25 protein-coding genes and 2 tRNA genes are annotated in these 22,582 nt (G+C 29.8%); 12 read left to right on the forward strand and 15 right to left on the reverse strand.

The window, feature by feature from the left end; genetic code table 11:
- Window positions 1–147: 147 nt before the first annotated feature.
- The 3 genes from BUA86_RS10280 to BUA86_RS10290 form a co-directional block, all read right to left on the reverse strand.
- On the reverse strand, window positions 148–1,089 hold the full coding sequence (locus tag BUA86_RS10280) for a hypothetical protein (protein ID WP_143147297.1): 942 nt from the start codon (window positions 1,087–1,089) through the stop codon (window positions 148–150).
- Window positions 1,090–1,142: 53 nt separating this feature from the next.
- The gene (locus BUA86_RS10285) at window positions 1,143–2,000 is read right to left on the reverse strand and encodes a hypothetical protein (protein WP_072932431.1); all 858 of its coding nucleotides are present in this window, start codon (window positions 1,998–2,000) and stop codon (window positions 1,143–1,145) included.
- Between the two features lie 72 nt (window positions 2,001–2,072).
- Entirely contained in the window at window positions 2,073–4,187 is a 2,115-nt protein-coding gene (locus tag BUA86_RS10290; protein ID WP_072932432.1) for a prolyl oligopeptidase family serine peptidase, read from the reverse strand.
- A 161-nt stretch (window positions 4,188–4,348) separates the two neighbouring features.
- On the opposite strand from BUA86_RS10290, the gene BUA86_RS10295 reads away from it, so the two are divergent.
- Window positions 4,349–5,140, forward strand: a complete 792-nt coding sequence (locus BUA86_RS10295) for a glucose 1-dehydrogenase (protein ID WP_072932434.1) — start codon at window positions 4,349–4,351, stop codon at window positions 5,138–5,140.
- A gap of 87 nt (window positions 5,141–5,227) precedes the next feature.
- On the opposite strand, the gene BUA86_RS10300 is transcribed toward BUA86_RS10295, so the two are convergent.
- The 3 genes from BUA86_RS10300 to BUA86_RS10310 form a co-directional block, all read right to left on the reverse strand.
- Window positions 5,228–6,352, reverse strand: coding sequence for a hypothetical protein (locus BUA86_RS10300; protein ID WP_072932436.1), 1,125 nt, complete (start codon window positions 6,350–6,352; stop codon window positions 5,228–5,230).
- A 28-nt stretch (window positions 6,353–6,380) separates the two neighbouring features.
- Window positions 6,381–6,704 carry a hypothetical protein gene (locus tag BUA86_RS16050; protein WP_143147298.1) on the reverse strand — a complete coding sequence of 108 codons (324 nt, stop codon included), beginning with the start codon at window positions 6,702–6,704 and terminating at the stop codon, window positions 6,381–6,383.
- A gap of 329 nt (window positions 6,705–7,033) precedes the next feature.
- Window positions 7,034–8,359: a hydroxymethylglutaryl-CoA synthase family protein gene (locus BUA86_RS10310; protein ID WP_072932439.1), complete on the reverse strand. Its 1,326-nt coding sequence runs from the start codon at window positions 8,357–8,359 to the stop codon at window positions 7,034–7,036.
- Window positions 8,360–8,694: 335 nt separating this feature from the next.
- Between BUA86_RS10310 and BUA86_RS10315 the strand changes: the two genes are divergently transcribed.
- The 4 genes from BUA86_RS10315 (at window position 8,695) to der (ending at window position 11,097) form a co-directional block, all read left to right on the forward strand.
- Window positions 8,695–8,767, forward strand: a tRNA-Phe gene (locus tag BUA86_RS10315).
- A gap of 114 nt (window positions 8,768–8,881) precedes the next feature.
- Window positions 8,882–9,232: a phosphomannose isomerase type II C-terminal cupin domain gene (locus BUA86_RS10320; RefSeq protein WP_072932440.1), complete on the forward strand. Its 351-nt coding sequence runs from the start codon at window positions 8,882–8,884 to the stop codon at window positions 9,230–9,232.
- 23 nt (window positions 9,233–9,255) lie between these two features.
- Entirely contained in the window at window positions 9,256–9,684 is a 429-nt protein-coding gene (locus tag BUA86_RS10325) for an adenylyltransferase/cytidyltransferase family protein (RefSeq protein ID WP_072932441.1), read from the forward strand.
- A gap of 105 nt (window positions 9,685–9,789) precedes the next feature.
- A complete protein-coding gene (gene der, locus BUA86_RS10330; protein WP_072932442.1) occupies window positions 9,790–11,097 on the forward strand; it encodes a ribosome biogenesis GTPase Der in 1,308 nt (435 codons plus the stop codon).
- A gap of 55 nt (window positions 11,098–11,152) precedes the next feature.
- On the opposite strand, the gene BUA86_RS10335 is transcribed toward der, so the two are convergent.
- Window positions 11,153–11,722 carry a Crp/Fnr family transcriptional regulator gene (locus BUA86_RS10335; protein WP_072932443.1) on the reverse strand — a complete coding sequence of 190 codons (570 nt, stop codon included), beginning with the start codon at window positions 11,720–11,722 and terminating at the stop codon, window positions 11,153–11,155.
- Window positions 11,723–11,724: 2 nt separating this feature from the next.
- Window positions 11,725–12,534 carry an oxidoreductase gene (locus tag BUA86_RS10340; RefSeq protein ID WP_072932444.1) on the reverse strand — a complete coding sequence of 270 codons (810 nt, stop codon included), beginning with the start codon at window positions 12,532–12,534 and terminating at the stop codon, window positions 11,725–11,727.
- A 169-nt stretch (window positions 12,535–12,703) separates the two neighbouring features.
- Here BUA86_RS10340 and BUA86_RS10345 point away from each other — a divergent pair, with 169 nt between their 5' ends.
- Together BUA86_RS10345 and BUA86_RS10350 are read left to right on the forward strand one after the other, a co-directional pair.
- Window positions 12,704–13,585, forward strand: coding sequence for a helix-turn-helix domain-containing protein (locus BUA86_RS10345; RefSeq protein ID WP_072932445.1), 882 nt, complete (start codon window positions 12,704–12,706; stop codon window positions 13,583–13,585).
- A gap of 63 nt (window positions 13,586–13,648) precedes the next feature.
- Entirely contained in the window at window positions 13,649–14,386 is a 738-nt protein-coding gene (locus tag BUA86_RS10350; RefSeq protein WP_072932446.1) for an SDR family oxidoreductase, read from the forward strand.
- Window positions 14,387–14,556: 170 nt separating this feature from the next.
- Here the strand turns inward: BUA86_RS10350 and BUA86_RS10355 are convergent.
- Window positions 14,557–14,630 (reverse strand) — tRNA-Arg (locus BUA86_RS10355).
- 203 nt (window positions 14,631–14,833) lie between these two features.
- Between BUA86_RS10355 and BUA86_RS10360 the strand changes: the two genes are divergently transcribed.
- The 3 genes from BUA86_RS10360 (at window position 14,834) to BUA86_RS10370 (ending at window position 16,379) form a co-directional block, all read left to right on the forward strand.
- Window positions 14,834–15,280 carry a DUF805 domain-containing protein gene (locus tag BUA86_RS10360; RefSeq protein ID WP_083580348.1) on the forward strand — a complete coding sequence of 149 codons (447 nt, stop codon included), beginning with the start codon at window positions 14,834–14,836 and terminating at the stop codon, window positions 15,278–15,280.
- Between the two features lie 131 nt (window positions 15,281–15,411).
- Window positions 15,412–15,828 (forward strand): nucleoside-diphosphate kinase, encoded by a 417-nt coding sequence (locus tag BUA86_RS10365; protein WP_072932447.1) that lies wholly within the window; start codon window positions 15,412–15,414, stop codon window positions 15,826–15,828.
- A 101-nt stretch (window positions 15,829–15,929) separates the two neighbouring features.
- Window positions 15,930–16,379 (forward strand): copper resistance protein NlpE N-terminal domain-containing protein, encoded by a 450-nt coding sequence (locus BUA86_RS10370; RefSeq protein ID WP_072932448.1) that lies wholly within the window; start codon window positions 15,930–15,932, stop codon window positions 16,377–16,379.
- 103 nt (window positions 16,380–16,482) lie between these two features.
- Here the strand turns inward: BUA86_RS10370 and BUA86_RS10375 are convergent, their stop codons facing one another.
- The 6 genes from BUA86_RS10375 to BUA86_RS10400 all read right to left on the reverse strand — a co-directional run bounded on the left by BUA86_RS10375 (window position 16,483) and on the right by BUA86_RS10400 (window position 20,806).
- Window positions 16,483–17,220 (reverse strand): acyl-[acyl-carrier-protein] thioesterase, encoded by a 738-nt coding sequence (locus tag BUA86_RS10375; protein ID WP_072932449.1) that lies wholly within the window; start codon window positions 17,218–17,220, stop codon window positions 16,483–16,485.
- A 12-nt stretch (window positions 17,221–17,232) separates the two neighbouring features.
- Window positions 17,233–17,751, reverse strand: a complete 519-nt coding sequence (gene ribH / locus BUA86_RS10380) for a 6,7-dimethyl-8-ribityllumazine synthase (protein WP_072932450.1) — start codon at window positions 17,749–17,751, stop codon at window positions 17,233–17,235.
- A gap of 113 nt (window positions 17,752–17,864) precedes the next feature.
- Window positions 17,865–18,572 carry a tetratricopeptide repeat protein gene (locus tag BUA86_RS10385; RefSeq protein WP_072932452.1) on the reverse strand — a complete coding sequence of 236 codons (708 nt, stop codon included), beginning with the start codon at window positions 18,570–18,572 and terminating at the stop codon, window positions 17,865–17,867.
- Between the two features lie 74 nt (window positions 18,573–18,646).
- On the reverse strand, window positions 18,647–19,270 hold the full coding sequence (locus BUA86_RS10390; RefSeq protein WP_072932454.1) for a porin family protein: 624 nt from the start codon (window positions 19,268–19,270) through the stop codon (window positions 18,647–18,649).
- Between the two features lie 19 nt (window positions 19,271–19,289).
- On the reverse strand, window positions 19,290–20,060 hold the full coding sequence (locus BUA86_RS10395) for an ABC transporter ATP-binding protein (protein WP_072932456.1): 771 nt from the start codon (window positions 20,058–20,060) through the stop codon (window positions 19,290–19,292).
- A complete protein-coding gene (locus tag BUA86_RS10400; protein WP_072932457.1) occupies window positions 20,060–20,806 on the reverse strand; it encodes an MlaE family ABC transporter permease in 747 nt (248 codons plus the stop codon). The genes BUA86_RS10395 and BUA86_RS10400 overlap by 1 nt, the downstream gene beginning before the upstream one ends.
- A gap of 53 nt (window positions 20,807–20,859) precedes the next feature.
- Here BUA86_RS10400 and BUA86_RS10405 point away from each other — a divergent pair, with 53 nt between their 5' ends.
- Window positions 20,860–21,468: a hypothetical protein gene (locus BUA86_RS10405; protein ID WP_072932459.1), complete on the forward strand. Its 609-nt coding sequence runs from the start codon at window positions 20,860–20,862 to the stop codon at window positions 21,466–21,468.
- Entirely contained in the window at window positions 21,461–22,555 is a 1,095-nt protein-coding gene (locus tag BUA86_RS10410; RefSeq protein WP_072932461.1) for a mannose-1-phosphate guanylyltransferase, read from the forward strand. The genes BUA86_RS10405 and BUA86_RS10410 overlap by 8 nt, the downstream gene beginning before the upstream one ends.
- The last annotated feature ends 27 nt before the right edge of the window (window positions 22,556–22,582 follow it).

Here is a 22,582-nt window from a genome sequence, read left to right on the forward strand (position 1 = left end):
AAAATAATGTATAAAGGTTATGTTATTTATACCTTATAAATTCTAATTATTAAAAATAATTTTTCTACTACTTGCTATTAGTCTATTCACTTATATTGTTTTATAAAAAGTAAAAAAATCCATCTGATTGCTCAGATGGATTGATGTTTATTTAATATTATTTATAATTTCTCTTTGTTTGTCTAATGTATATTCAGTTTTACAATCTATAGTTAATTCTGATTTATACATTTTTATGTAATTATCTAAGTCTGAACAATCTTTTAGAAAGAAAAATTCTTTTGACTTCACATCAAAAATAACTCCTTTCATATAATTGATATCATGAAATGTAAAGTTATTTTTAACAAGATTAATATAGCTTTGAGAATAATCTTCTTTCTTATTGTTTGATACAATTGCATCAGTAACAGCTCCTACCGCTGCTCCTATTGCACCTCCAGCAATAGCAAATATTGAAGTGAAATCACTATCCATTCCCTTTGGTAATTCAAAATATAAATGATTTTCACTTCCTGCTTTCACTCTAACATAAGCAAAGCTAGGAATGCCACTACCAAGATTAGTTTTACTTTTTTTAGTTAATTTAGAAAATTGCTTCAAACTAAAATAAACATCTCCATTTTGTACTATAGCAAAGTATTTATTTTGCTGAAACTCTGGGAACTTTCCTTTCCTGTCGTAAAAATTAACTAAATCATCAGAGTATTCAAATGCCTCCGCCTGCATATTAGGTTTCTTTTCGAAAGTGATTGCCTCAGGAGTCTTGTTAATAAAACTCTCTATCGTTAAATATAGTCCATCAGGATAGTTTAAAGTTCCTTCATAATAAGTTTGTTTTATATCAGGAATGCTTTTAGAATAATCAATAGAATCAAATTCTAAGTCAATATCTTTTAAACGAGCATAAACTAATGCGTTTTTAAAATTATCAGTATTAAATTTAATAAACTTACCGTCTTTTAAGTATTGTACGTTTGTAATTTCAAACTTTTCATTTGTTTTTTTAGAAGTAATTGTTGCTTTCTTTATGTATTGACCAAATGCAAATGAGGTAAGTAGAGTAAATAAGGTAAAGGTATATTTCATTTTAATTTTTTGTAAAAGTAAAAAATCCATCCGATTACTCAGATGGATTGATATTATTTAATATTATTTATCATTAATTTTCTAACATTCTGAATATTATATTCTTCCTTATTTTCACAATCAAAATTCATATTGAGATTAGTCCCGAAATATTCATTGAATTTCTTGCAGCCTTGTACTTTGTAAAACTTTTTTTCGCTGTTCAGTAAAACAATAGGTACATAACCACTATGATTCGAAGAAAGTGCTCCTGCAATAGCTCCACCAATCATTCCTCCTGCAACTCCTCCTGCAACCATCCAAAAAGTAGAATTTGAGGATACTGGAAAATCCGTATAATAATAGTCATCATTTTTAAATTTAACTCTAACGTATCTCATACTTTGTGTTCCCAAATTAGCAGAACCTTTCATTTTTTTCGATTCATTTTTATTAATTCCTTTTACTCCAAAATATAAATCATTATAATATACAACTGCAAATGCAGTTCTTAGAATTTCATCATCGGATCTTCTTTTAAAAGTCATTAAATCTTTAGGTCTTTCTAAAAAATCTTCTCCATCTGGTCTGCCAGCTAATTTCTCAGTAGAAGAAGGTTTTCTATTATAAAAATCTTCAATTGTTTCATAAATTCCTTCTGGTAAATCATTTTCGAAATATGTTTCTTTAAGTTTAGGAATTTCTTTAGAAAAGTTAATTGAATCAAATTCAATATTAGAAACTTTTTTGATTTTTACAGTCTGTAGAGTATAAGGAACCTCTTTTTCTACAAATTGATATTCTTTCTCTCCGTAAATAATTTCTTCTGTTTCAATCTTTTTTCCATTATCTAAAACAATGGTTGCATTTTTAACATATTGTCCGAAAGTAAATGAAGAAAGTAGAGTTAATAAAGTAAATGTGTATTTCATTTTCATTTTTTTGTAAATGTAAAAAATCCATCTGATTGCTCAGATGGATTGATATTTATTTAATATTGGATATTATTTTAATTTTTTAATTCCCATATTCCATAATGTAAATGCATATTTATCAGCTGTTTCGTTAATTACAACTTCTGTAGAACGACCAGCTCCATGACCAGCTTTTGTCTCAATTCTAATTAAAACAGGATTGTCACAACCTTGTTTAGCTTGTAAATTTGCTGCAAATTTATATGAATGAGCAGGAACAACACGATCATCATGATCTCCTGTTGTAACTAATGTTGCAGGATAACAAGTTCCCTCTTTTACATTATGAACAGGAGAATAAGATTTTAAATATTCAAACATTTCTTTACTATCCTCTGCTGTTCCGTAATCATATCCCCAACCTGCACCAGCAGTAAATGTATGGTAACGTAACATATCTAAAACTCCAACCGCTGGTAACGCAACTTTTGCAACTTTAGGATTTATAGTTTCTGTAGCACCTACTAATAAACCTCCATTAGAACCTCCAGATAAAGCTGTAAAGTCTGGTGAAGTATATTTATTTTTTTGTAAGTATTCTGCAGCAGCAATAAAATCGTTGAATACATTTAGTTTATTAAACTGACGACCTCCATCGTGCCATTTTTTTCCATATTCACCTCCTCCACGTAAATTTGGAACAGCGTAAATACCTCCATTCTCTATCCAAGCAGCAACTGCTGGGCTAAATCCTGGTGTTAAACTAATATTGAAACCTCCATAACCGTAAACAATTGTAGGGTTTTTACCATTTTTCTTAAGATCTTTTTTATACGTAATAATCATTGGAACTTTTGTTCCATCTTTTGATGTGTAAAAAATTTGTTCAGAGATGTAGTCATCAGAATCAAATTTTACATTTGGTTTAATATAAACTTCAAATTTCCCGCTTTCTACATTGTATTTATAACTTGTAGAAGGTGTAATATAATTTGAGAAACCAAAATAAATATCTTTCTCAGATTTTTTTCCTCCGAAACCAGATGCAGAACCAACTCCTGGTAATTCTATTTGACGAACTTTCGTACCGTCATATTTATATTGTTCTACAACAGAAATGGCATCTTTTAAATATTTAGCGAATAAATATCCACCAGCTGTAGAAATATTTAATACATTTTCTGTTTCTGGAATAACAGTTTGCCAAGCACTTTCGCTTAAATCTGCAGTAGTTGCTTTTACAACTTTATTATTTGGCGCTTTATTATTTGTAAATAAATAGAAAGTTTCACCATCGTTATCTATAATAGATGTATTCGTCTCAAAATTATCAACAATTGTATTTATTTTCCCATTTGCTTGAGATAAATCTTGATAATATAATTCGTTTCCTGACGTCGTATTAGCAGCAGTAATGATTAAGAAACGTTCATCATCTGTTAAGTAAGCACCAACGTAACGACGAGGAATTGCTTGTCCTCCGAAAATCATTTGATCTTTTTTCTGAGAAGTTCCTAACTTGTGATAATATAATTTATGTTGATCTGTTTTTTCTGATAATTCTGATCCTTTTGGTTTATCGTAAGAAGAATAATAAAAACCATCGTTTCCTTTCCAAGCGATTCCAGAAAACTTAACATCAATTAATGTTTCTCCTACTTGTTTTTTATCTTTTGCATTTAAAATAATTACTTTTCTCCAATCAGAACCTCCTTCAGAAATTGAGTAAGCAACTAAGCTTCCATCTTTAGAAAAACTAACGTCTGATAAAGAAACAGAACCATCTTTAGAAAACTTATTTGGATCTAAGAAAATTTCTTCAATTCCTTCTTCTCCTAATTTACGGTATAAAACAGAATGTTGTTGTAAACCGTCATTTTTATAATAATAAGTATAATCTCCTTCTTTAAATGGAGTAGAAATTTTCTCGTAATTCCATATTTCAGTTAAAGATTTTTTTAATTGAGCTCTTAATGGAATGTCATTTAAATAAGCATAAGTTGTTTTATTTTGCTCTACAACCCATTTTTTTGTTTCTGGAGACAAATCATTCTCTAACCAACGGTATGGATCTTGTACTTTTTCTCCAAAATAAGTATCTACATGATCTCCTTTTTTTGTTTCAGGATACTTTTTCTTGTAACTCTGAGCATTAACTCCAGTCATAACTGCTAAGTTTAATAAAATAAAAGCTATTTTTTTCATCTTTCCGATTATACTATTTCTGTAAAGATAGCAAATCATACCATATAATTATCGCATACGAAATACATTTTTAAACGTTTAAATATTTAAAATTTAATATCATCTTAACAGACTTCAATTAACGTATTAGCTAACTTTATGAGAGTAAAAATAAATATAATATGTCAAATTTTAAAGGGAAAACAATTATAATAACTGGTGCTGCAATGGGTTTAGGATATGCAGCAGCTGAAGCATTAGCTTCAAAAGGAGCTAACTTAACATTGGTAGATTATAATAATGATAGTTTAGAAAAAGCAAAAAATGAGCTAAAAGAAAAATATCCAGAAAGTAAATTTTTAACTGTAGTTGCAGATGTTTCTATTGAAGAGAATGTGAAAAAATATGTAGAAGAAACTGTAAAAGAATTCGGAAAGATAGATGGACTTTATAATAATGCTGGAATAGAAGGGAAGCAAGCTCCATTAATTGATTATGATATAGATGTTTTTAAAAAAGTTGTAGACATTAATTTGATGGGTGTTCATTATGGAATGAAATACGTTATTCCTGAATTACAAAAGAATGGAGGAGGAAAAATTGTTAATGTAGCTTCTGTTGGTGGTATAAGAGGTGTTTTAAATCAGACAGCTTATGTGGCAACAAAACATGCGGTTGCTGGTATGACAAAGAATGCTGCGTTGGAGTATGGGAAAGATAATATTTTAACAAATGCTATAGCACCAGGTGCTATTTTAACACCAATGGTTGCAGAGGCTTTTAAACAAGTAAATCCTAGTGATCCTAAAGTAGCTGAAAAAGAATATGCGTCAAGAAATCCTACAAGAAAGTTAGGTGATCCGAAAGATGTAGGAAATTTAGTTGCTTATCTTCTTAGTGATGAAAATGGATATGTATCAGGACAAGTTATTGCGATAGATGGAGGTGAATCTAACATGTATGGAAATTCATAAAAAAGAATAATATAATTAATACAAAAGCTAGTTCATTATTTATTATGAACTAGCTTTTTTAATAACTAACTATTTTAGTCAAACATATTAGTTTGTTTTATTTATTAAGTTAACCATTTGGTTAAAAGAAAATACCGATTTTAATTTTTGAAGATCAGATGCTGTTGTTAAGTTTCTAGGCAAAATATTTATAGTATGACCAAAGTAAAATACAACTCTATTTCCAGGACCTGTTGCGAAAAATAAAGCTTCTTTAGTATCAAGGTTTTCTAAATATACTTCACTACCTTCAGGTAAATCTGTAGAAGAGATTAGTTCATAAGGTAATGTTACACGTGATCTGCTATCATTGTTATTTGTAAAATATTTAATATTTCTTTGGTCGCCAAATGGTCCATTATTTACATCATGATTTGTTATTACTACATCTTTATTGAGAAAAGATCTACTACTTGTATAGTTCAAATTTTGTCCAGTATATTCCTTGAATAGAGATTGTGCCAAAACTCTTCCACCTGTATCATTCCTTTGACTTAAATTTATAAATAATACTCCACCTCTGTTTACATAATCTTTTAATTTATCGGCTAATAAAATTGCTCTAGTATTATTTGATGTTGATGAAATAGAAGTAATAATAGCTCCTTCGGCATGCACTATATTATATCTACTATAGATTTCTTCTCCAGAAATCATATTTTCTACAGCTGTACCTCCTCTATTCGTTGAAGATTGTCCAGGATTAGATATGGAATGAGTACGTACTGGTTGACCGGCTCTAACCCAACTAATAGATTTATCGTATATACCTTCATTAGCTCCAAAATTTTTACGATTTACAATATGTTCTAACCATGGTTGAGTATCAAAAGTAGTAAGATGAGAGGTAGCCATAAAAACACCTTTTCCTTTTCTTGCTGTATCAGAATAATTTTTTTCTCCAATACAGTTAGACCATGAGTTATCTGTTTTATATAGACGTACGCAGTCTAATGTAGAATCGTACATAACTGTTCCAGGTACTGGACTTCCTCCGTTTTGTGGATTTATAATATTACTAACATTACTATTTGTTGGTAGAACTAAACCATTATCGTTTGTAGTTGGTTTGTTAATATCTAATGCCCCTCTAGGGGTTGTTGTTCCTACTCCCACTTGAGCGTAAGAAAGTAATCCTATATATAAAAATGATAGGATAAATGATTTTTTCATAGTAATTGTTTTTATTTGGTTAAAAAACTTAAGGGGTTATTATTGGTATTGTAGGATTTATGGGTTTAGAGCAATCTTCACAAAAACAATCTGACCATGTATTTGTTTGTTTATATAATCTTATACAGCTATTTTTTATGTCGTAAAAAATAGTACCTGGAACTGGATTGTTATTTGTTTCAGGGTTCTTGATATTTGTTGCATCTAAATTAGATGGCAGAACTAATCCTGCTATACTTTCTGTTGGAGAGTTTATGTCTAAAGCTCCTCGAGGAGTTGACGTTCCTATTCCGATTTGCGCAAATATGCAGATATTAGTGAATAGGAGTAATAAACTGAAGAGGTTTTTCATATTTATTAAAATTTGGTTAAGGTTGGTTAATTTTTTTCCAAATTACTTTTATAAAATAGCTTGAAAACATGTATTTATATGGTTATTTTAAATATTCATATAAAAGAAATAGGTTTTAAGATGTGTTAATTAATATTTCCCACATTAACAAACGATATGCCAATTATTTAATAATAGTATAGCTTTTTTTTATTAAAATTATAATGTATTTTTATTCATTCATAGTAAGTATTTAAGACATATTTAATAAGTATTTAATACTCGATTGATCATAAAAAAAGGTTGCTTTTAAATAAAGCAACCTTTTTTTATATGGTGTATAAATTAACTTATTTTTTAAAAGTATAGTATCTCGCTCCTTTTAAATCAGGATTATCAGTTTCTATTCTTTCTAAGGCAAAACCTTTAGAATCATCTATAGATTGAGTTAATTTTTTATTATGTAAATCTTGGTATTCTTCAAAAGAAATGGCTTGTCTATTTTCTAAATAGTTAAATAAATTGATCTTATCAATTACTTTTTTCCATTCTTTACCAACTTTACCTTGGAATACTTTAGATTTTGATCCAGATCCATAAGCAATAAAACCTATTTCTTTTCCTTCTAGTTCTTCACCATTATCTGAGCTTACTTGTAAGGCCGATAAAAATGCAGTAAAAATAGAAGCTGTGTACATATTTCCGATAGCAGAAGAAGCGCGTTGAGTAGGTTCAATTTTTTCTTTTACTAATGTCTTATAAGCATCAGATTTGGCTATAATTTTTAAATTATCGTTTGTGTTTTCTTCTCCATTTTCCAAAGAAAAAACATCAGAAAACATTCTTTTACCTTGAAAAGCATAAGGTAGATGAAATGCTATATAACGCCAATTTTCATATAATTTACCTTGCAAATTAGCCTTTTCTTTAAAGTTAAAGTAGGCTTCTCTTACGCGGTCTTTATAACATTCGTTTGAGTATTGTCCTTCGAAAACAGGTTCGTCAGAAAAAATTTCAACTTCAGTTTTTGTAGTTTCTAATGCTTGTAAAATTGCAGGATTTTTTGTTGATTGATGAGGTTTAAAGAAATCAAAAACAGATTCCATTCCAATTCCCCAAATACCATCAAATGCTATTACATCTGGCTGGTTAGAAATAAGTAAAGCAACAGCTCCAGCTCCTTGTGTATATTCACCCGTAGATTCTAAACCATATTTTGCATAATCAGCTGCAATTACAATTGCTTTTTTAGCAGGATTTACCTTCACATAATCTATAGAATTATGCATGGCATCAACACCTCCGATACAAGCAAAAGTCATATCAACAACATCAGTATTTTTAAATGCTCTTTCTCCAAGTTTTTCTGCTAAAACAGATTCTACTAGTTGTACTGCGTAAGTTGCAGTTGGTTTTGCTCCATCTAAGGCACTTTCTGTTCCTAGATAAACACGACCAATCTCTGAAGGATTTATGTTGAAATCTGTGATAAGTTTTAATAAAGCATTCGCTGCAATAGTAGCTGTATCTTCGTGAACATCCAAAACAGCCATTTTCTTTAATCCTAAGCCTAATTCTAATTTTTCAGGATCTATATTTCTTTTTATAGCTAAATCTTTTATTGGCAAATATATACGCGGAACATAAATAGAAGCCGCCTCTATTCCATATTTCATTATTTTTTAATTTATTTAAAGCAAGCGCCAAAGTTAAGTGTAATTTAATTTTATTGTAGTATAAAATAAATCTTGAATTTCAGGAAACATTGTTTCATTATCAATAAATCAATTTATGATGTTGTTTTTCTGAAATTTCTCAAATTAATGAGGCTCAATTTGAATATTCTATTTTCGGAATTAGTAGGTTTGATGCACCATTATTTTTTTGAAATTTAAACTTTTTTATTTTTATTGTATTGATAATTAATTTATTAAAAATTATTTTAAAAATATTTGAAAATAATTTTGGATTTATAAAAAATACATCCTTATATTTGCAATCCAAAATGAACGGTGCCTTAGCTCAGTTGGTAGAGCAAAGGACTGAAAATCCTTGTGTCCCTGGTTCGATTCCTGGAGGCACCACATTTTAAAACCTCAAGCAATTGCTTGAGGTTTTTTTTATTATATACGATATAACATTTTTTTAATCAAATATTTGTTGTAAACGTTTTTAAATAATTGTAAATTGCATTGCAAATGGAAATAGGAAATAGACCGTGGGGATCTTACTATGTATTAGAAGATACTGACTTTTATAAGCTGAAAAGAATTGAGGTAAATATTGGAGGACGTTTGTCTTACCAGTACCATAATCATCGTGCTGAAGTTTGGACAATTGTTCAAGGTAAAGCTTTAGTGACACTTGATGATAAAGATTATGAATACAAAGCTGGAGAAGTAGTAATTATTCCTTTAAAGGCAAAACATCGTATTAAAAACATCGGAGACGAAACGTTGATTTTTATTGAAGTACAACATGGCACGTATTTTGGAGAAGAAGATATTGTTCGTATAGAGGATGATTATAATCGATCTAGTGAAGATTAGATATAACTAAAACCTAAAATACTATGAAAATTGGAATAACTTTTAGTGCATTCGACCTTTTGCACGCAGGGCATATTAAGATGCTTGAAGATGCAAAACAGAAATGTGATTATTTAATTGTTGGACTACAGACTGACCCAACGTTAGATAGACCAGAAAAAAATAAACCTACTCAAACAGTAGTAGAGCGTTATATCCAATTAAAGGGATGTAAGTTTGTAGATGAAATTATTCCTTATGCTACAGAACAAGATTTAGAAGATGTTTTAAGATCATTCCATATTGATGTTAGAATATTAGGAATAGAATATCAAGATAAAAACTTTACTGGTAGAAAATATTGCGAAGAGAAAGGAATTGAATTATATTACAATTCTAGAGATCATCGTTTTTCTAGTTCAGGATTAAGAAAAGTTGTTGCTGAAAAAGAACTTTTTAAAGTTGCAAAATAATATACAAGAAGGTTAGAAAATTATTTCTAACCTTTTTTATTTTTTAAAACTTACATCTTAAAAATTTAATACAAAAATATTTAACAAATATCATACCTTTGCAAAATGTCAAATATAGTTGCAATTGTAGGAAGACCAAACGTTGGTAAATCTACATTCTTCAATCGTTTAATCCAAAAAAGACAAGCCATCGTAGATGACACTTCTGGTGTTACACGTGACCGTCATTATGGAAAATCGGATTGGAATGGAAAAGAGTTTACCGTAATAGATACCGGAGGGTATGTCGTTGGTTCTGATGATACCTTTGAAGAAGAGATCCGCAAACAAGTTGAATTAGCCATTGATGAAGCAAACGTTATTTTGTTTATGGTAGATAATCAAGTTGGATTAACGGACATGGATAAGGAAGTTGGCAACCTTTTAAGACGCTCTAAAAAGCCTACATTTTTAGTAGTGAATAAGGTCGATACCAACAAAAATTTAGAAGATACCTATGAGTTTTATAACTTAGGAATCGAGAATATGTACACAATCGCTGCAATGAGTGGTAGTGGTACAGGTGAATTATTAGATGATGTGGTTAATTGTTTTACAGAAGAAGAACATATTGATCCATTTGAAGGTTTACCAAAAATTACAATCGTAGGTCGTCCAAATGCTGGAAAATCTACTTTAATTAATGCTTTACTTGGAGAAGAGCGTAACATTGTAACAGATATCGCAGGTACAACACGTGATTCTATCGAAACATTATATAATAAATTCGGACACGAATTTGTTTTGGTAGATACTGCTGGAATGCGTAAAAAAGGAAAAGTAAGTGAAGACTTAGAGTTTTATTCTGTTATGCGTTCAGTTCGTGCAATAGAGGAGTGTGATGTTTGTGTGTTAATGATTGATGCGGAGCGTGGAATTGAAGCACAAGATTTAAATATCCTTTATTTAGCAGAACGTAACCGTAAAGGAGTTGTTATCTTAATTAATAAATGGGATTTATTAGAAAAAGAAACAAATACGATGAAAGAGTACAAGGATGCTATTTTACGTCGTATTGCTCCATTTACAGATGTTCCTGTATTGTTTATTTCTGCATTAACAAAACAACGTGTTTTAAAAGCTGTTGATACGTTTATAGAAGTTTACGAAAACAGAAGTCGTCGTATTAAAACAAGTAAATTAAACGAAACGTTATTACCGATTATTGAAATTACTCCTCCACCAGCGGTGAAAGGAAAATATATGAAGATAAAATATGTAACGCAATTACCTACAAAAACGCCTCAGTTTGCATTTTTCTGTAATTTGCCGCAATATATTAGAGATCCGTATAAACGATTTATCGAAAATCAATTGAGAAAGGAATTCAATTTTGAAGGTGTTCCGATTGAGATTTATTTCAGAAAGAAATAATAAAAAATAGAAAGTCCATTTAAATTTTTTAAATGGACTTTTTTATTGATTATGATTATAAAGTAATATCTTTTCTTATTCTGCTTAAAGAAGACTGTGTTATCCCAAGATATGATGCAACATAGGACAAAGGTATCTTGTTTGCTGACGGAAAACTATTTAAAAAATTTTCATAACGCTCTTTTGCATTTTCTGTCATCATAGGGCTTATTCTATTTACTTTATCTGCTAATCCTTTCGCTGTAATTTTAGCAATAATCTGATCCCACTGAATTATTGTCGCAGATAATTCTTTCATTGCTTGTCTAGATAACACGAAATATTCGCAATTTGTAATGGCTTGAATATATTCTGTAGACGGAATCTCTTGATTATAACTGTTGATATCAGCTAAAAAATTATTTTCACTTAAGAAATATTTAGTTATTTCATCTCCTTTATGATTGTAATAACAAACACGCATAATTCCTTCCGTTAGAAAAATAATTTCATTCGGAATTTTTCCAGCTTCGTGATAAAATTCTTCTTTAGTAGTTTTTCTACTTGTTACTTTACTTTTTATTAATTCAATCTGTTGACTGTTTAAATTTCCAAATTGCTGTAAATAGTTAATTAAAATTTCCATTGTTATTTCATTTGGCTCATAATTAATTTATCAAATAACTTATCTGATAATAGCTTTCTTATAAATAAAAAAGGTTTTGCATTGCTTGCTGCATAACGTGCTTTAGGAGATTTAGATTCTATAGACTTTGTAATTAATTTTGCAATTTCTACAGCTTCAATTGCTTTTTCTTTTTGAGCTGTATAAGACTTAATTACGGCTTTAGCTAAATCTTTATATACTGTTTTTCCCGAAACACGCATTAAATCGTCAGTTCCATTCTGAATCATTTCTGATTTTGTTCCTCCTGGTTCAATTACAATTACATCTATACCGAATTGTTTTACTTCGTTTCTTAAACAATCACTTAATCCTTCAATTGCAAATTTACTAGCATGATACCAGCTTCCTAGTGGTAATCCTACTTTTCCACCAATAGAAGATATATTTACAATTTTTCCATAGCTATTTTTTCTCATTTCTGGTAATACTAGCTGTATTAAGCGTGAAACTCCAAATAGATTAATTTCCATCTGATTTTTTGCTTCTGCTATCGAAACATCTTCTAAGGCTCCATAAGAACCTAAACCAGCACAGTTAATCAAAATATCAATCCTTTTTTCTTGCTTTAAAATTATATCTATACAAGTCGTTATACTACTATCAATTGTTACATCTAAAGCAACGGGTTTTACTCCATATAATGTTAAGTCTTCTAATAATTCTACTCTTCTTGCTGCACCATATACGATGTATCCTTTTTTTGCTAAATATATCGCGGTAGCTTTTCCTATACCAGATGTAGCACCAGTAACTAAAACTATTTTTTTCATTTTTTAATCTATATTTAAATTAATTATGATGTAAAATTATTTGTAAAAAAAAGTTCATTACTTGCCATTTGGCAAAAGCAATATTATATTTTTAGTTTTAAAATGATGTAGTTAAAATCTACTATTATCATCTTGTTTTATTTTACATTTGTTTCATAATCAATTTAGAATGGAAGAGACAGTAGGATTATTAAACAAGATAAGACAACATAATAAATTACTGATTGCTTTAAACGAAAACTGTAAAGTTTCTTTACCAGATGATGTTTTAGAAGTATTAAGAAAACCTCACCGACTTTCGTTTTATTATTTTCAGTACATGGAAAAAGGCTCGGCAACTTTTAAAACAGATTTAACTGAGTTTACAATTGCTGATGGTGAATTAGCTTTTGGTGTACCAAATCAGATTTTTACAAAGTTACCTTACGATGTAAATATGCTACAATATGCTCTTTCTTTTGACGAGCACACACTTAGTTTATTACCTGGTAATTATCCATTTTTATTTAATCCATTTGCAGCTAATTCAATTCAGTTTGATTTAGAGTCACAACAAAGAATAAAAAATTTACTTTCTGGTTTGTTCCAGCTCTTAAATGGTTCTGGCAAGCAGAAAAAAGCTGAAGTTATTTTGGCTCATTTACATACTTTATTAACAGAATATAATACAGCATATTTTGAACAATATCAAGATCAGAAAGAATTGAAAGGATCAAAATTAGAAAAATATATCGCTTTTAAAATCGCTGTAGAGACTCAATTAAATGAGCATCATGATGTACAAAGAATTGCCGATCAGTTATCTCTAACTTCGAATACATTATATGCAATAGTAAAAGAATTTGGCGGTTTGTCTCCTAAAGAATGGATAACCAATCGAATTATGATGGAAGCGCAACGAAAGCTTCAATATTCGAATCTTTCGGTAAAAGAATTGGCTTATGAACTTGGGTTTAGTGATCCTAGTTATTTCTCTCGTTTATTCAAAAAAAATACAGGAATGAGTGTGCGCGACTACCTTAGCGAGATACAAGATTTGTCCAGCAATTAAATAGATTTGTCCTTATTAGTTGCTGTTTCATCTGCTAGCTTTGTGATAACAAAATAAAGAGAAATGAAAACAGCATTGATAACAGGAGCAAATAAAGGGATTGGTTTTGAGGTTGCTAAAATATTGGCAAAACAAGGAATCTATGTATATATTGGTTGTCGTAATCTTGATAATGGAACAAAAGCATTAAAAGAATTAAATACAGGAGGTATTCATAATGTTGCCATTATTCGGTTAGATGTTACCAATCAAGAATCTATAGATGAAGCTAAAAAAGAAATTCTAAAGACAACAGACGTTTTAGATATTTTGGTAAACAATGCTGGAATATCTGGAGAATTTGAACAATCAGCAATTTCATCTAAAATAGACGAGTATAAAAAGGTTTATGAAACAAATGTTTTTGGAGTTATAAGTGTTACTCAAACTTTTCTTGATATGATGGAAAAATCTCCCGAGCCAAGAATTGTAAATGTAAGTACAGCTATGGCATCGCTTTCCTTAGCAGCAGAAATAGATAATGAGAATTATCCAAAACGATACGCAATCTATCAGTCTTCTAAGTCTGCACTTAATATGTATACTTTACAATTGGCTTATGAACTAAAAGATTTACCATTTAAAGTAAATGCTGTTTGTCCTGGATGGACTAAAACTGATTTTACAAATCATCAAGGAACAAGTACACCCGAAGAAGCAGGGCAAAGAATTGCAAAATATGTATTACTAGATGAAACAGGACCAACGGCAAAATTTTTTAGCGAAGAATACTATCCTGCGCCAGCAAATTGTCCTTGGTAAAATAGATTATTTGTTTGATAAAGAGAGCTTAATAGCTTAATTTTACCTTTTGAAGCTGAGTGATAAAATCCAAAAAGTCCATTTACATAATGTAGATGGACTTTCTTATTAATAACAATAGAATTTAATATTCATAAAAAATGCTCAGCGTCATACGTTGAGCATTTTAGTGACCGAGACAGGATTCAAACCTGTAACCTCTTGAGCCGTAATCAAGTGCGCTATTCAGTTGCGCCACTCGGCCATTTCAAAATAAAAAAATATCGTTCTTATTTTGGACTGCAAATATATAAAGAATTATTTTATGTGCAAATATTTTTTATAATTAATTTAATCTTTTTCCTAATTGTTACTTGAAAGTAATTTTTTTTCAATAATGTATTAAAAGATGTGTTTACTATTGTTAAATTTTTATTTTTTAAATAGTTTAGCGGAAAATTTTAAACTATGATTGACTGGTACACAAAGGTCGTTTTCGAAAATTACACAAATTTCTATGGAAGAGCTAGAAGAAGTGAATATTGGTATTTTATTTTAATGGATTTGATAATTCAATTTATTTTATTTTGTCTATTCATAATGTTTTTTGGATTTTCAATTTTCTCAGTAGATGCAACTCCTATGGGAATTTTAGGATTTTCTATGATAGGGATTTGGTCGCTTTATTGTCTTGCAACTGCATTGCCGAGATTGGCTGTAAATGTTAGAAGATTACATGATACAGGAAGAAGTGGCCTTTTTTATTTTATAGTTTTTATTCCAGTAATTGGTCCAATTTTATTATTGATTTGGTTAGTTACAGAAGGACATGCTAGTGAAAATCGTTGGGGGAAAGATCCAAAAGTTTTATTTTCAGATAGTGGTCACATTCTATCAAATAATCAAAACTACTAATTTCCTTTTTGAATAATATATATAAGTATTTATTTTATACAGTGTAATTTTAAATTGCGCCTTAGCTATATTCATCTATTTTTTGTATTTTCGCAGTCCATAGAATCAGTATTAAATACAATTATAATAAAATGGCAAACATTACATTTACAATGATTAAGCCTGATGCAGTTGCAAAAGGACATATCGGAGATATTTTAAAAGACATCACAGATGCAGGTTTCAAAATTAAAGCTGCTAAAATGACTCAATTAGCAAAACAAGATGCTGAAGCATTTTATGCTATTCATAAAGAGCGTCCTTTCTTTAAGGATTTAGTAGAGTTTATGACTTCTGGACCAATCGTCGCTGCGGTTTTAGAAAAAGACAATGCTGTAGCTGATTTCCGTACTTTAATTGGTGCTACTAATCCAGCTGAAGCTGCTGAAGGAACAATCCGTGCTAAATATGCAGAATCTATTGATGCTAATGCTGTTCACGGATCAGATTCTGATGAGAATGCTGCTATTGAAGCTGCTTTCCATTTTGCTGCAAAAGAGATTTTCTAATAAGATTAAAGTAAATCTAAACATACAATCCTTTCGAAGTAATTTCGAGAGGATTTTTTTTGCGCTTATAATTTTAGTACCTTTAAATTAAAATCTAGAATATGAAGAATTATTTCTTAGCTCTATTTACTTTAACCACTTTAGTTATTTTTAGTTGTAAAAGTGAAAAAGAGGATGTAAACACAGAGGTAGAAATTACTGATACTATAGCCTCGGGACCAACAGAGAAATTAATTAATTACGAAGGTGTTTACAAAGGTGTTTTTCCATGTGAAAAAGGAGATTGTAAGAACGTTGAAATGGAAATTAAGTTACTTCCTAATCATGGATATGTTTATTCAACGAAACGAACTGGAGTCGACAAAATGGCTTTAAAGACAACTGGTGTTTTCGAATTTGAGAAAGATGGGACTATAATTGTTTTACCAGAAATTGCTGATGCGCCAAATGGATATTTACTAGAAGATGGTAAAATTGTTCGTTTAGATAGAAACAAAAATAAAATTACGACTGCAGATTCTGCAAAGTTTGTATTAAATAAAGAAAAATAGTTTGTTGTTGGGCTTGTTGGAACATTTAATTATTCTTCAGAAAGCTTAGAATAACGATTTATTACCTTGAAAAAAGATTAAAAACTTTATTATAGAACTTTCTTTACAACTCTATGTTGCAAAGAAAGTTTATTTTATCTTGATGTTGAATTCTAAATAGAATTCCATTCTTATTCTTTTGTTGATGAATTTCTATTTCGTCAAAAAGATTTAATTCCTTTAGAAAATTCATTTCGATAGCTTTTATTTGATGATTAAGCAAAACTTCTGGCTCAATTGTATCTAAACACCATTCTAAATATTTTGTATTGTTCACATGATTTACAATGTCTAAATCAGAAAACTTTACTTTATAATTTGTTTTTAAATCTGCTTCGAAGTCTTTTTCTAAAATTGAAATTTCTTGTTTAGTTGGTTTTCTATCAGGAAAACGTTCAATATGAGATGAGTCAATTTGTAAAATATCTGGACGCCTTTTATTCGTATTAAAAACAGCCCATAAACTTGTCGCATTTACTAATTTCTTACCGTTTTTGAGAATAGAAAAATCTCGAATTGATTTTGCACCTTTTAAAATTTCAATCCAAGTTTCAACTTCAACAATATCATTCCAAAAAGGTAATTCATCAATTTCTATTCTAATCCTATTCATTACCCAAGACTGATTGTCTTTTTGTAAATCTTCAAAACCTAATCCACCTTTTGTAGCGTGTTCGGAAGCTGTTAACTGAAATAAATTAGCTAATTGAGTTAATTTTAATTGAGCTGTAGGATCACATTGAGAAAAAAAGATTTCCCATTTTTTAGTGTGAATTGATTTAAAGTTTTCAGAAATAGGCATTAAAAAGAATTTTTAAACAAATTTTCCTGTTGATAATTTATTTAATTGTCTTCTTAAATCTACCATCATTACAGCAGCAACACCAGCTTCTACACCTTTATTTCCGTGTTTTCCTCCAGAGCGATCTATTGATTGTTGCTCGTTTTCATCCGTTAAAACACAAAAGATAATTGGAATATCATGTTTAATGTTTAAGTCTTTAATTCCTTGTGTAACACCTTCGCAAACATAATCAAAATGAGCTGTAGCTCCTCTAATCACACAACCAACAACAATTATTCCGTCTAAATCTGGTTGAGTTTTAGCTATTTTATCTGCTCCATAAATTAATTCGAAACTTCCAGGAACATGAAATAAAGAAACATCTTCCGGATTAGCACCCAAGTCGATTAATGTGTCTTTTGCTCCATCTCTTAAATTAAATGTGATGTGATTGTTCCATTCAGATGTAACAATTGCGAATTTTGATCCAGCTACATTAGGTAACTCAGACTTATTGTATTGTGATAAATTTTTATTTTCTGTTGCCATTTTTTTAAAATTGAATAACAAATTTACAAAAATGATTTAGTAAAATCTTTGATATGAATCAATAAAAAAAAGTCGAACAATTGTTCGACTTTTAATTATTTATTTTAATCTAATTACTTTGCAGTTTCAGAAGCATATTTTAAACGCTCGATGAATTTTGCATTTTCACCGTTATTAGCATTTGGATATTTATCTTCTAAAGCTTGGAAATATTTTAATGCATCAGCATTTTTTCCTAATTCCATTGCGATTTGTCCTGCTTTTGTGTAGTAAGTAGATTGTAAAGTTTCTACTTCTGTTGCTTCAGCTGCTTTTACATAGTAAGGCAACCCTTCTTCTAATTTATTAGATGCAACTAATGCATTTCCTAGCATTCCATATTTTTGAGCTAACATTACATTATCATCAGTCTTAAAATCTTCTAGTAATTTTACAGCAGAAGCATAATCTCCTAATTTATAATATGAGCTAGCAGCTTTGAAACGAGCTAAGTTTCCTGCGTCAGTATTTCCATATTCGTCAACAATTTGTTGCAATCCTTGAAAACTTCCAGCACTACCATTAAGTGCTACGTTAATAGAATCTTGATCAAAAAGACGTTCTGCTTGTACCATTTCTTTAAAAGCATCTTCAGATTTAGGTTCTACAACTAACTTTAAGTAAGCAAAATAACCTAAAACAACTACAATAATTAATCCTAAACCAATACCAATTGCTTTAGCATATTTTTCAACAAAAAATTCTACGTTGAAAGCTGTTTTATCTAATTTTTCCACGAATTGCTCTGTAGCAAATTCTTCTTTTTTATTATTTTTCGCCATTTTAATGTTTTACGAGGTTGCAAAAATACAATTTGGAACAAATATATCCAATAAATTTATTTACAAACAACCTTTTAGAATAAATATGCCACTGTTAGGTTTAACATTTGTGGTCTATTTTGTGTATTAAATTCTCTATTATTACCATTTACAATCTCAGTTCCTAGTTTTCCTAAACCAAATTCATAGCGTAAATCGAACAATAATTTAGAAACTTCTACACCAGCACCAATTTGCATTCCTACGTTAAATTCGTCTTGCTTTGCTGCTGTAAATTCTTTTACAGAAATTTTATCGTCGAAATAGTAAGAGAATACTGGTCCTGCTTGAACGTTAGCTATACCTAAAAATCTTTTTCCAACATTTACAGGAACATCAATACGTTTCTTAGTAACAGAAAATCTTGTATTTACGTCATTAGATGTTGCATCAGCTGGAACATCATAATCATTTTTAAATTGAGTATATAATAACTCAGGTTGAATATAGATACCCGCTAAAGATATTCTAGATAATACCCCAGCTTGAAATCCAGCAGACGCTTTTCCGTCTCTTTTAAAAATATCTCCTGCGTCTCTCCAAACTTCACCTTTGTCTGTATTGAATACCGCACCACCTTTAATACCAAAATTAATATTTTGAGCTGAAGCAAAATTTGCTGCTAATCCGACAATTGCCGTTAAAATTACTTTTTTCATTTTTTAAATTTTTATTGATTTATTCTTTTTCTTTCAATAAAGCTTCTCTCAATTTTTTGAATAGGTTTGATGAGTAAACAAAATCAATCACATTTGGATTGTCAGCAACCAAAATTTCATCCTTAGTTCCTTCCCATTCTAAAAATCCATTTTTTAAGAAAACAATATGATCTCCAATTTCCATAACCGAGTTCATATCGTGTGTATTAACAACTGTAGTGGTATTATATTCTTTGGTGATGTCGTAAATTAACTGATCAATTACCAAGGCTGTTTTAGGATCTAATCCAGAATTTGGTTCATCTGCAAACAGATACTTTGGGTTATTTACGATAGCACGAGCAATTGCAACACGTTTTTGCATTCCTCCAGAAATTTCTGATGGATATTTCTTTAACGCTGTTTTTGCAATTTCAACACGATCTAAAACCTCACGAGCTCTTTTTTCTGCATCTGCATTAGACATCGTAGAAAACATATCCAAAGGGAATTTTACATTTTCTACAATATTCATAGTGTCATACAAAGCAGAACCTTGAAATACAACACCAATTTCTGAACGTAAACGTTGTTTTTCAGCATAATCAAACTCAATCATATTATCTCCTTCATACAAGATTTTCCCTGATGTAGGTGTTAATAAACCAATTAAGTTTTTTAGAAAAACGGTTTTACCAGATCCACTTTGTCCAATAATTAAGCTAACATTTCCTTTTTCAAATGTTACAGAAAAACCTTTTAAAACTTCTACAGCATCAAATGATTTTCTTATTTCTTTTACTTCGATCATTAACTTAAAATTGTTTGTGTTAATATTAAATTGATCACAATAATTGTTACAGATGTCCAAACTACGGCTGTTGTTGCAGAACGACCAACTTCTAATGATCCTCCTTTTACTTTATAACCATAGTATGCAGGTATTGTTGCAATAACAAACGCGAATACCATTGTTTTTACAAATGTGTAAACAAATAGCTTAGTAGCCATATTCATTTGTAAACCAGTAATAAAATCTGCTGCCGACCATAAATTTGAAAAAACGCCAATATAATAACCTCCTAAAAGTCCAAACCCAATAGAAACCATAACTAATAATGGGTTGAAAAATACACAAGCTATAATTTTTGGAAGAATCAAAAAGTTTGCCGAATTGATTCCCATTACATCAAGTGCATCAATTTGTTCTGTTACTCTCATTGTTCCAATACTCGATGCAATGTAAGAACCTACTTTACCTACAAGTATAAGCGACATAATTGTTGGAGCAAATTCTAAAACTAAAACAACTTTAGTAGCATAACCAATATAGGCATCAGGAACTGGAATTGCAGCACCTTGAAAGTTTTGAGCCATCTGTATTGCTACAACAGCTCCCATGAATGTTGAAATAAAAGTTACTATTCCTAATGAATTAACTCCTAAATCATATATTTCCCTAATAGTCAATTTCCAGAAAACACCTATTTTTTGCGGTTTACTGAATACTTTAGCCATAAGCATAAAGTACGACCCTAAATTTTCAATCAGTTTCATTACGACAAAATTAATATTTTTATTGGAAAGGGTTTTTATTTATCTTGCACAATGTGAATTTAGAACATTTAATTTCTTATCTGCCCACTAATGGCGACTTATTTGTAAAAAAATGGTTAGAAAATCATTATGTTTTATTACGAATAACAAGAAGACGCGAAACAAAATTGGGAGATTATCGAAAATTGATGGAAAATGACCGTCATCAAATTACTGTAAATGGAGATTTAAACCCATTTGCTTTTTTCTTTGTCTTTACACATGAAGTGGCTCATCTTAAAACATTTGTTCAGTTTGATTCCAGAACGATTAATCCACATGGAAAAGAATGGAAAACAATTTTTGGAAGCCTTCTTTTAGATTCTCTTCATATATACCCAGATCATTTAAAACCGTATATTCTTCATCATGCAAGACATCCAAAAGCTAGTTTGGGCGCAGATATTAATATATCGAAATTTGTGATTAATGATTTAAAGCCAAATCAGTCGTATTTAGAAGATTTAGATTTTGGCACACTATTTTCTATAGGAAATAGAGTTTTTAAAAAAGAAAACAAACAAAAATTAAGATACCTTTGTTTGGAGTTGAAAAGCAAGAAAAAATACTTGATTAACGCAACAACAACAGTAAACAAACTACAAGAAAATAACCATGAATGATCAAGATAACTATGCTGTTATTTTAGCAAGTGGAACCGGAGCGCGCTTATGGCCTTTAAGCACAATGAAAAAGCCTAAACAATTTCACGATTTATTAGGAATCGGTAAAACATTTGTTCAATTAACTTATGAAAGATTAAAAAAAATTGTTCCTAAAGAGAACATTTTTATTGTTACAATTTCAGATTATGAAGAAATTGTTTTGGAGCAATTACCAGAGTTTAATCCGACTAATTTTATTATAGAGCCAAGATTAATGAATACTGCTGCGTGTAATTTATTAGCAGCAATGACAATTCAACAAATTAATGCAAACGCTAAGTTGATTATTTGTCCATCGGATCACTTCATTTTTAATGAGGAAGAATTTGTAGATAAAGTAGATTTAGCTTTTCGTAATTCTGACGAAGATAAACTTACCTTATTAGGTGTAGCACCAACAAGACCAGATGTAACGTATAGTTATATACAGTTTATAGAAAGTACAAATCCAGTAAAAAAAGTAAAATCATATGTTGATAAACCAGATTTTGAATTTGCAGAATCGTTTATTACAAGTGGAGAATTTATTTGGAATACCGAAATTTTAATTTGGTCTACTGATAGTATCTTAAAAGCTTATCAAGAATTTTTACCATCAATGTACGAAACATTGAAGAGCTATTTTGATTTAGATAAGAGTTTACAAAACATAAAGACGCTAAAACCTATTTATACAACATTAGATGTTACGACTATAAATAAAGGTATTTTAGAGAAAGCTGATAATGTTTATGTAATTCCTTCTACTTTTGGTTGGAGTGATATTGGAACTTGGTCTATTATCAATGAAAAATATAAATATGTAGGAGAGGGGCAAGATGAAAATGAGAATACATTATTATGTAAACATTTTTCTGGTTATAATACCAAAAATAATTTCATCTACTCTACACAAGATAAAGCAATTGTTGTTGAAGGACTAGAAAATTATGTCGTAATTAATTCTGAAAACGGACTATTAATTTGTCCTAGAAGTAATGTGCAGACAATTAAAACATATGTTCGTGATCTGAAGCTACAGAAGAACGGAGAAAACTATTGTTAATAAAAAAAGCTACTTAATTTTAAGTAG

It is taken from the genome of Chishuiella changwenlii, from assembly GCF_900142565.1.
In the GTDB taxonomy this organism is placed as follows: Bacteria; Bacteroidota; Bacteroidia; order Flavobacteriales; family Weeksellaceae; genus Empedobacter; species Empedobacter changwenlii.

Bases quoted from the DNA above. Each gene is read 5' to 3' on its own strand.
- BUA86_RS10280 (WP_143147297.1), bottom strand. From the start codon at position 1,089: ATGAAATATACCTTTACCTTATTTACTCTACTTACCTCATTTGCATTT.
- BUA86_RS10285 (WP_072932431.1), bottom strand. From the start codon at position 2,000: ATGAAATACACATTTACTTTATTAACTCTACTTTCTTCATTTACTTTC.
- BUA86_RS10290 (WP_072932432.1), bottom strand. From the start codon at position 4,187: ATGAAAAAAATAGCTTTTATTTTATTAAACTTAGCAGTTATGACTGGA.
- BUA86_RS10295 (WP_072932434.1), top strand. From the start codon at position 4,349: ATGTCAAATTTTAAAGGGAAAACAATTATAATAACTGGTGCTGCAATG.
- BUA86_RS10300 (WP_072932436.1), bottom strand. From the start codon at position 6,352: ATGAAAAAATCATTTATCCTATCATTTTTATATATAGGATTACTTTCT.
- BUA86_RS16050 (WP_143147298.1), bottom strand. From the start codon at position 6,704: ATGAAAAACCTCTTCAGTTTATTACTCCTATTCACTAATATCTGCATA.
- BUA86_RS10310 (WP_072932439.1), bottom strand. From the start codon at position 8,359: ATGAAATATGGAATAGAGGCGGCTTCTATTTATGTTCCGCGTATATAT.
- BUA86_RS10320 (WP_072932440.1), top strand. From the start codon at position 8,882: ATGGAAATAGGAAATAGACCGTGGGGATCTTACTATGTATTAGAAGAT.
- BUA86_RS10325 (WP_072932441.1), top strand. From the start codon at position 9,256: ATGAAAATTGGAATAACTTTTAGTGCATTCGACCTTTTGCACGCAGGG.
- der (WP_072932442.1), top strand. From the start codon at position 9,790: ATGTCAAATATAGTTGCAATTGTAGGAAGACCAAACGTTGGTAAATCT.
- BUA86_RS10335 (WP_072932443.1), bottom strand. From the start codon at position 11,722: ATGGAAATTTTAATTAACTATTTACAGCAATTTGGAAATTTAAACAGT.
- BUA86_RS10340 (WP_072932444.1), bottom strand. From the start codon at position 12,534: ATGAAAAAAATAGTTTTAGTTACTGGTGCTACATCTGGTATAGGAAAA.
- BUA86_RS10345 (WP_072932445.1), top strand. From the start codon at position 12,704: ATGGAAGAGACAGTAGGATTATTAAACAAGATAAGACAACATAATAAA.
- BUA86_RS10350 (WP_072932446.1), top strand. From the start codon at position 13,649: ATGAAAACAGCATTGATAACAGGAGCAAATAAAGGGATTGGTTTTGAG.
- BUA86_RS10360 (WP_083580348.1), top strand. From the start codon at position 14,834: ATGATTGACTGGTACACAAAGGTCGTTTTCGAAAATTACACAAATTTC.
- BUA86_RS10365 (WP_072932447.1), top strand. From the start codon at position 15,412: ATGGCAAACATTACATTTACAATGATTAAGCCTGATGCAGTTGCAAAA.
- BUA86_RS10370 (WP_072932448.1), top strand. From the start codon at position 15,930: ATGAAGAATTATTTCTTAGCTCTATTTACTTTAACCACTTTAGTTATT.
- BUA86_RS10375 (WP_072932449.1), bottom strand. From the start codon at position 17,220: ATGCCTATTTCTGAAAACTTTAAATCAATTCACACTAAAAAATGGGAA.
- ribH (WP_072932450.1), bottom strand. From the start codon at position 17,751: ATGGCAACAGAAAATAAAAATTTATCACAATACAATAAGTCTGAGTTA.
- BUA86_RS10385 (WP_072932452.1), bottom strand. From the start codon at position 18,572: ATGGCGAAAAATAATAAAAAAGAAGAATTTGCTACAGAGCAATTCGTG.
- BUA86_RS10390 (WP_072932454.1), bottom strand. From the start codon at position 19,270: ATGAAAAAAGTAATTTTAACGGCAATTGTCGGATTAGCAGCAAATTTT.
- BUA86_RS10395 (WP_072932456.1), bottom strand. From the start codon at position 20,060: ATGATCGAAGTAAAAGAAATAAGAAAATCATTTGATGCTGTAGAAGTT.
- BUA86_RS10400 (WP_072932457.1), bottom strand. From the start codon at position 20,806: ATGAAACTGATTGAAAATTTAGGGTCGTACTTTATGCTTATGGCTAAA.
- BUA86_RS10410 (WP_072932461.1), top strand. From the start codon at position 21,461: ATGAATGATCAAGATAACTATGCTGTTATTTTAGCAAGTGGAACCGGA.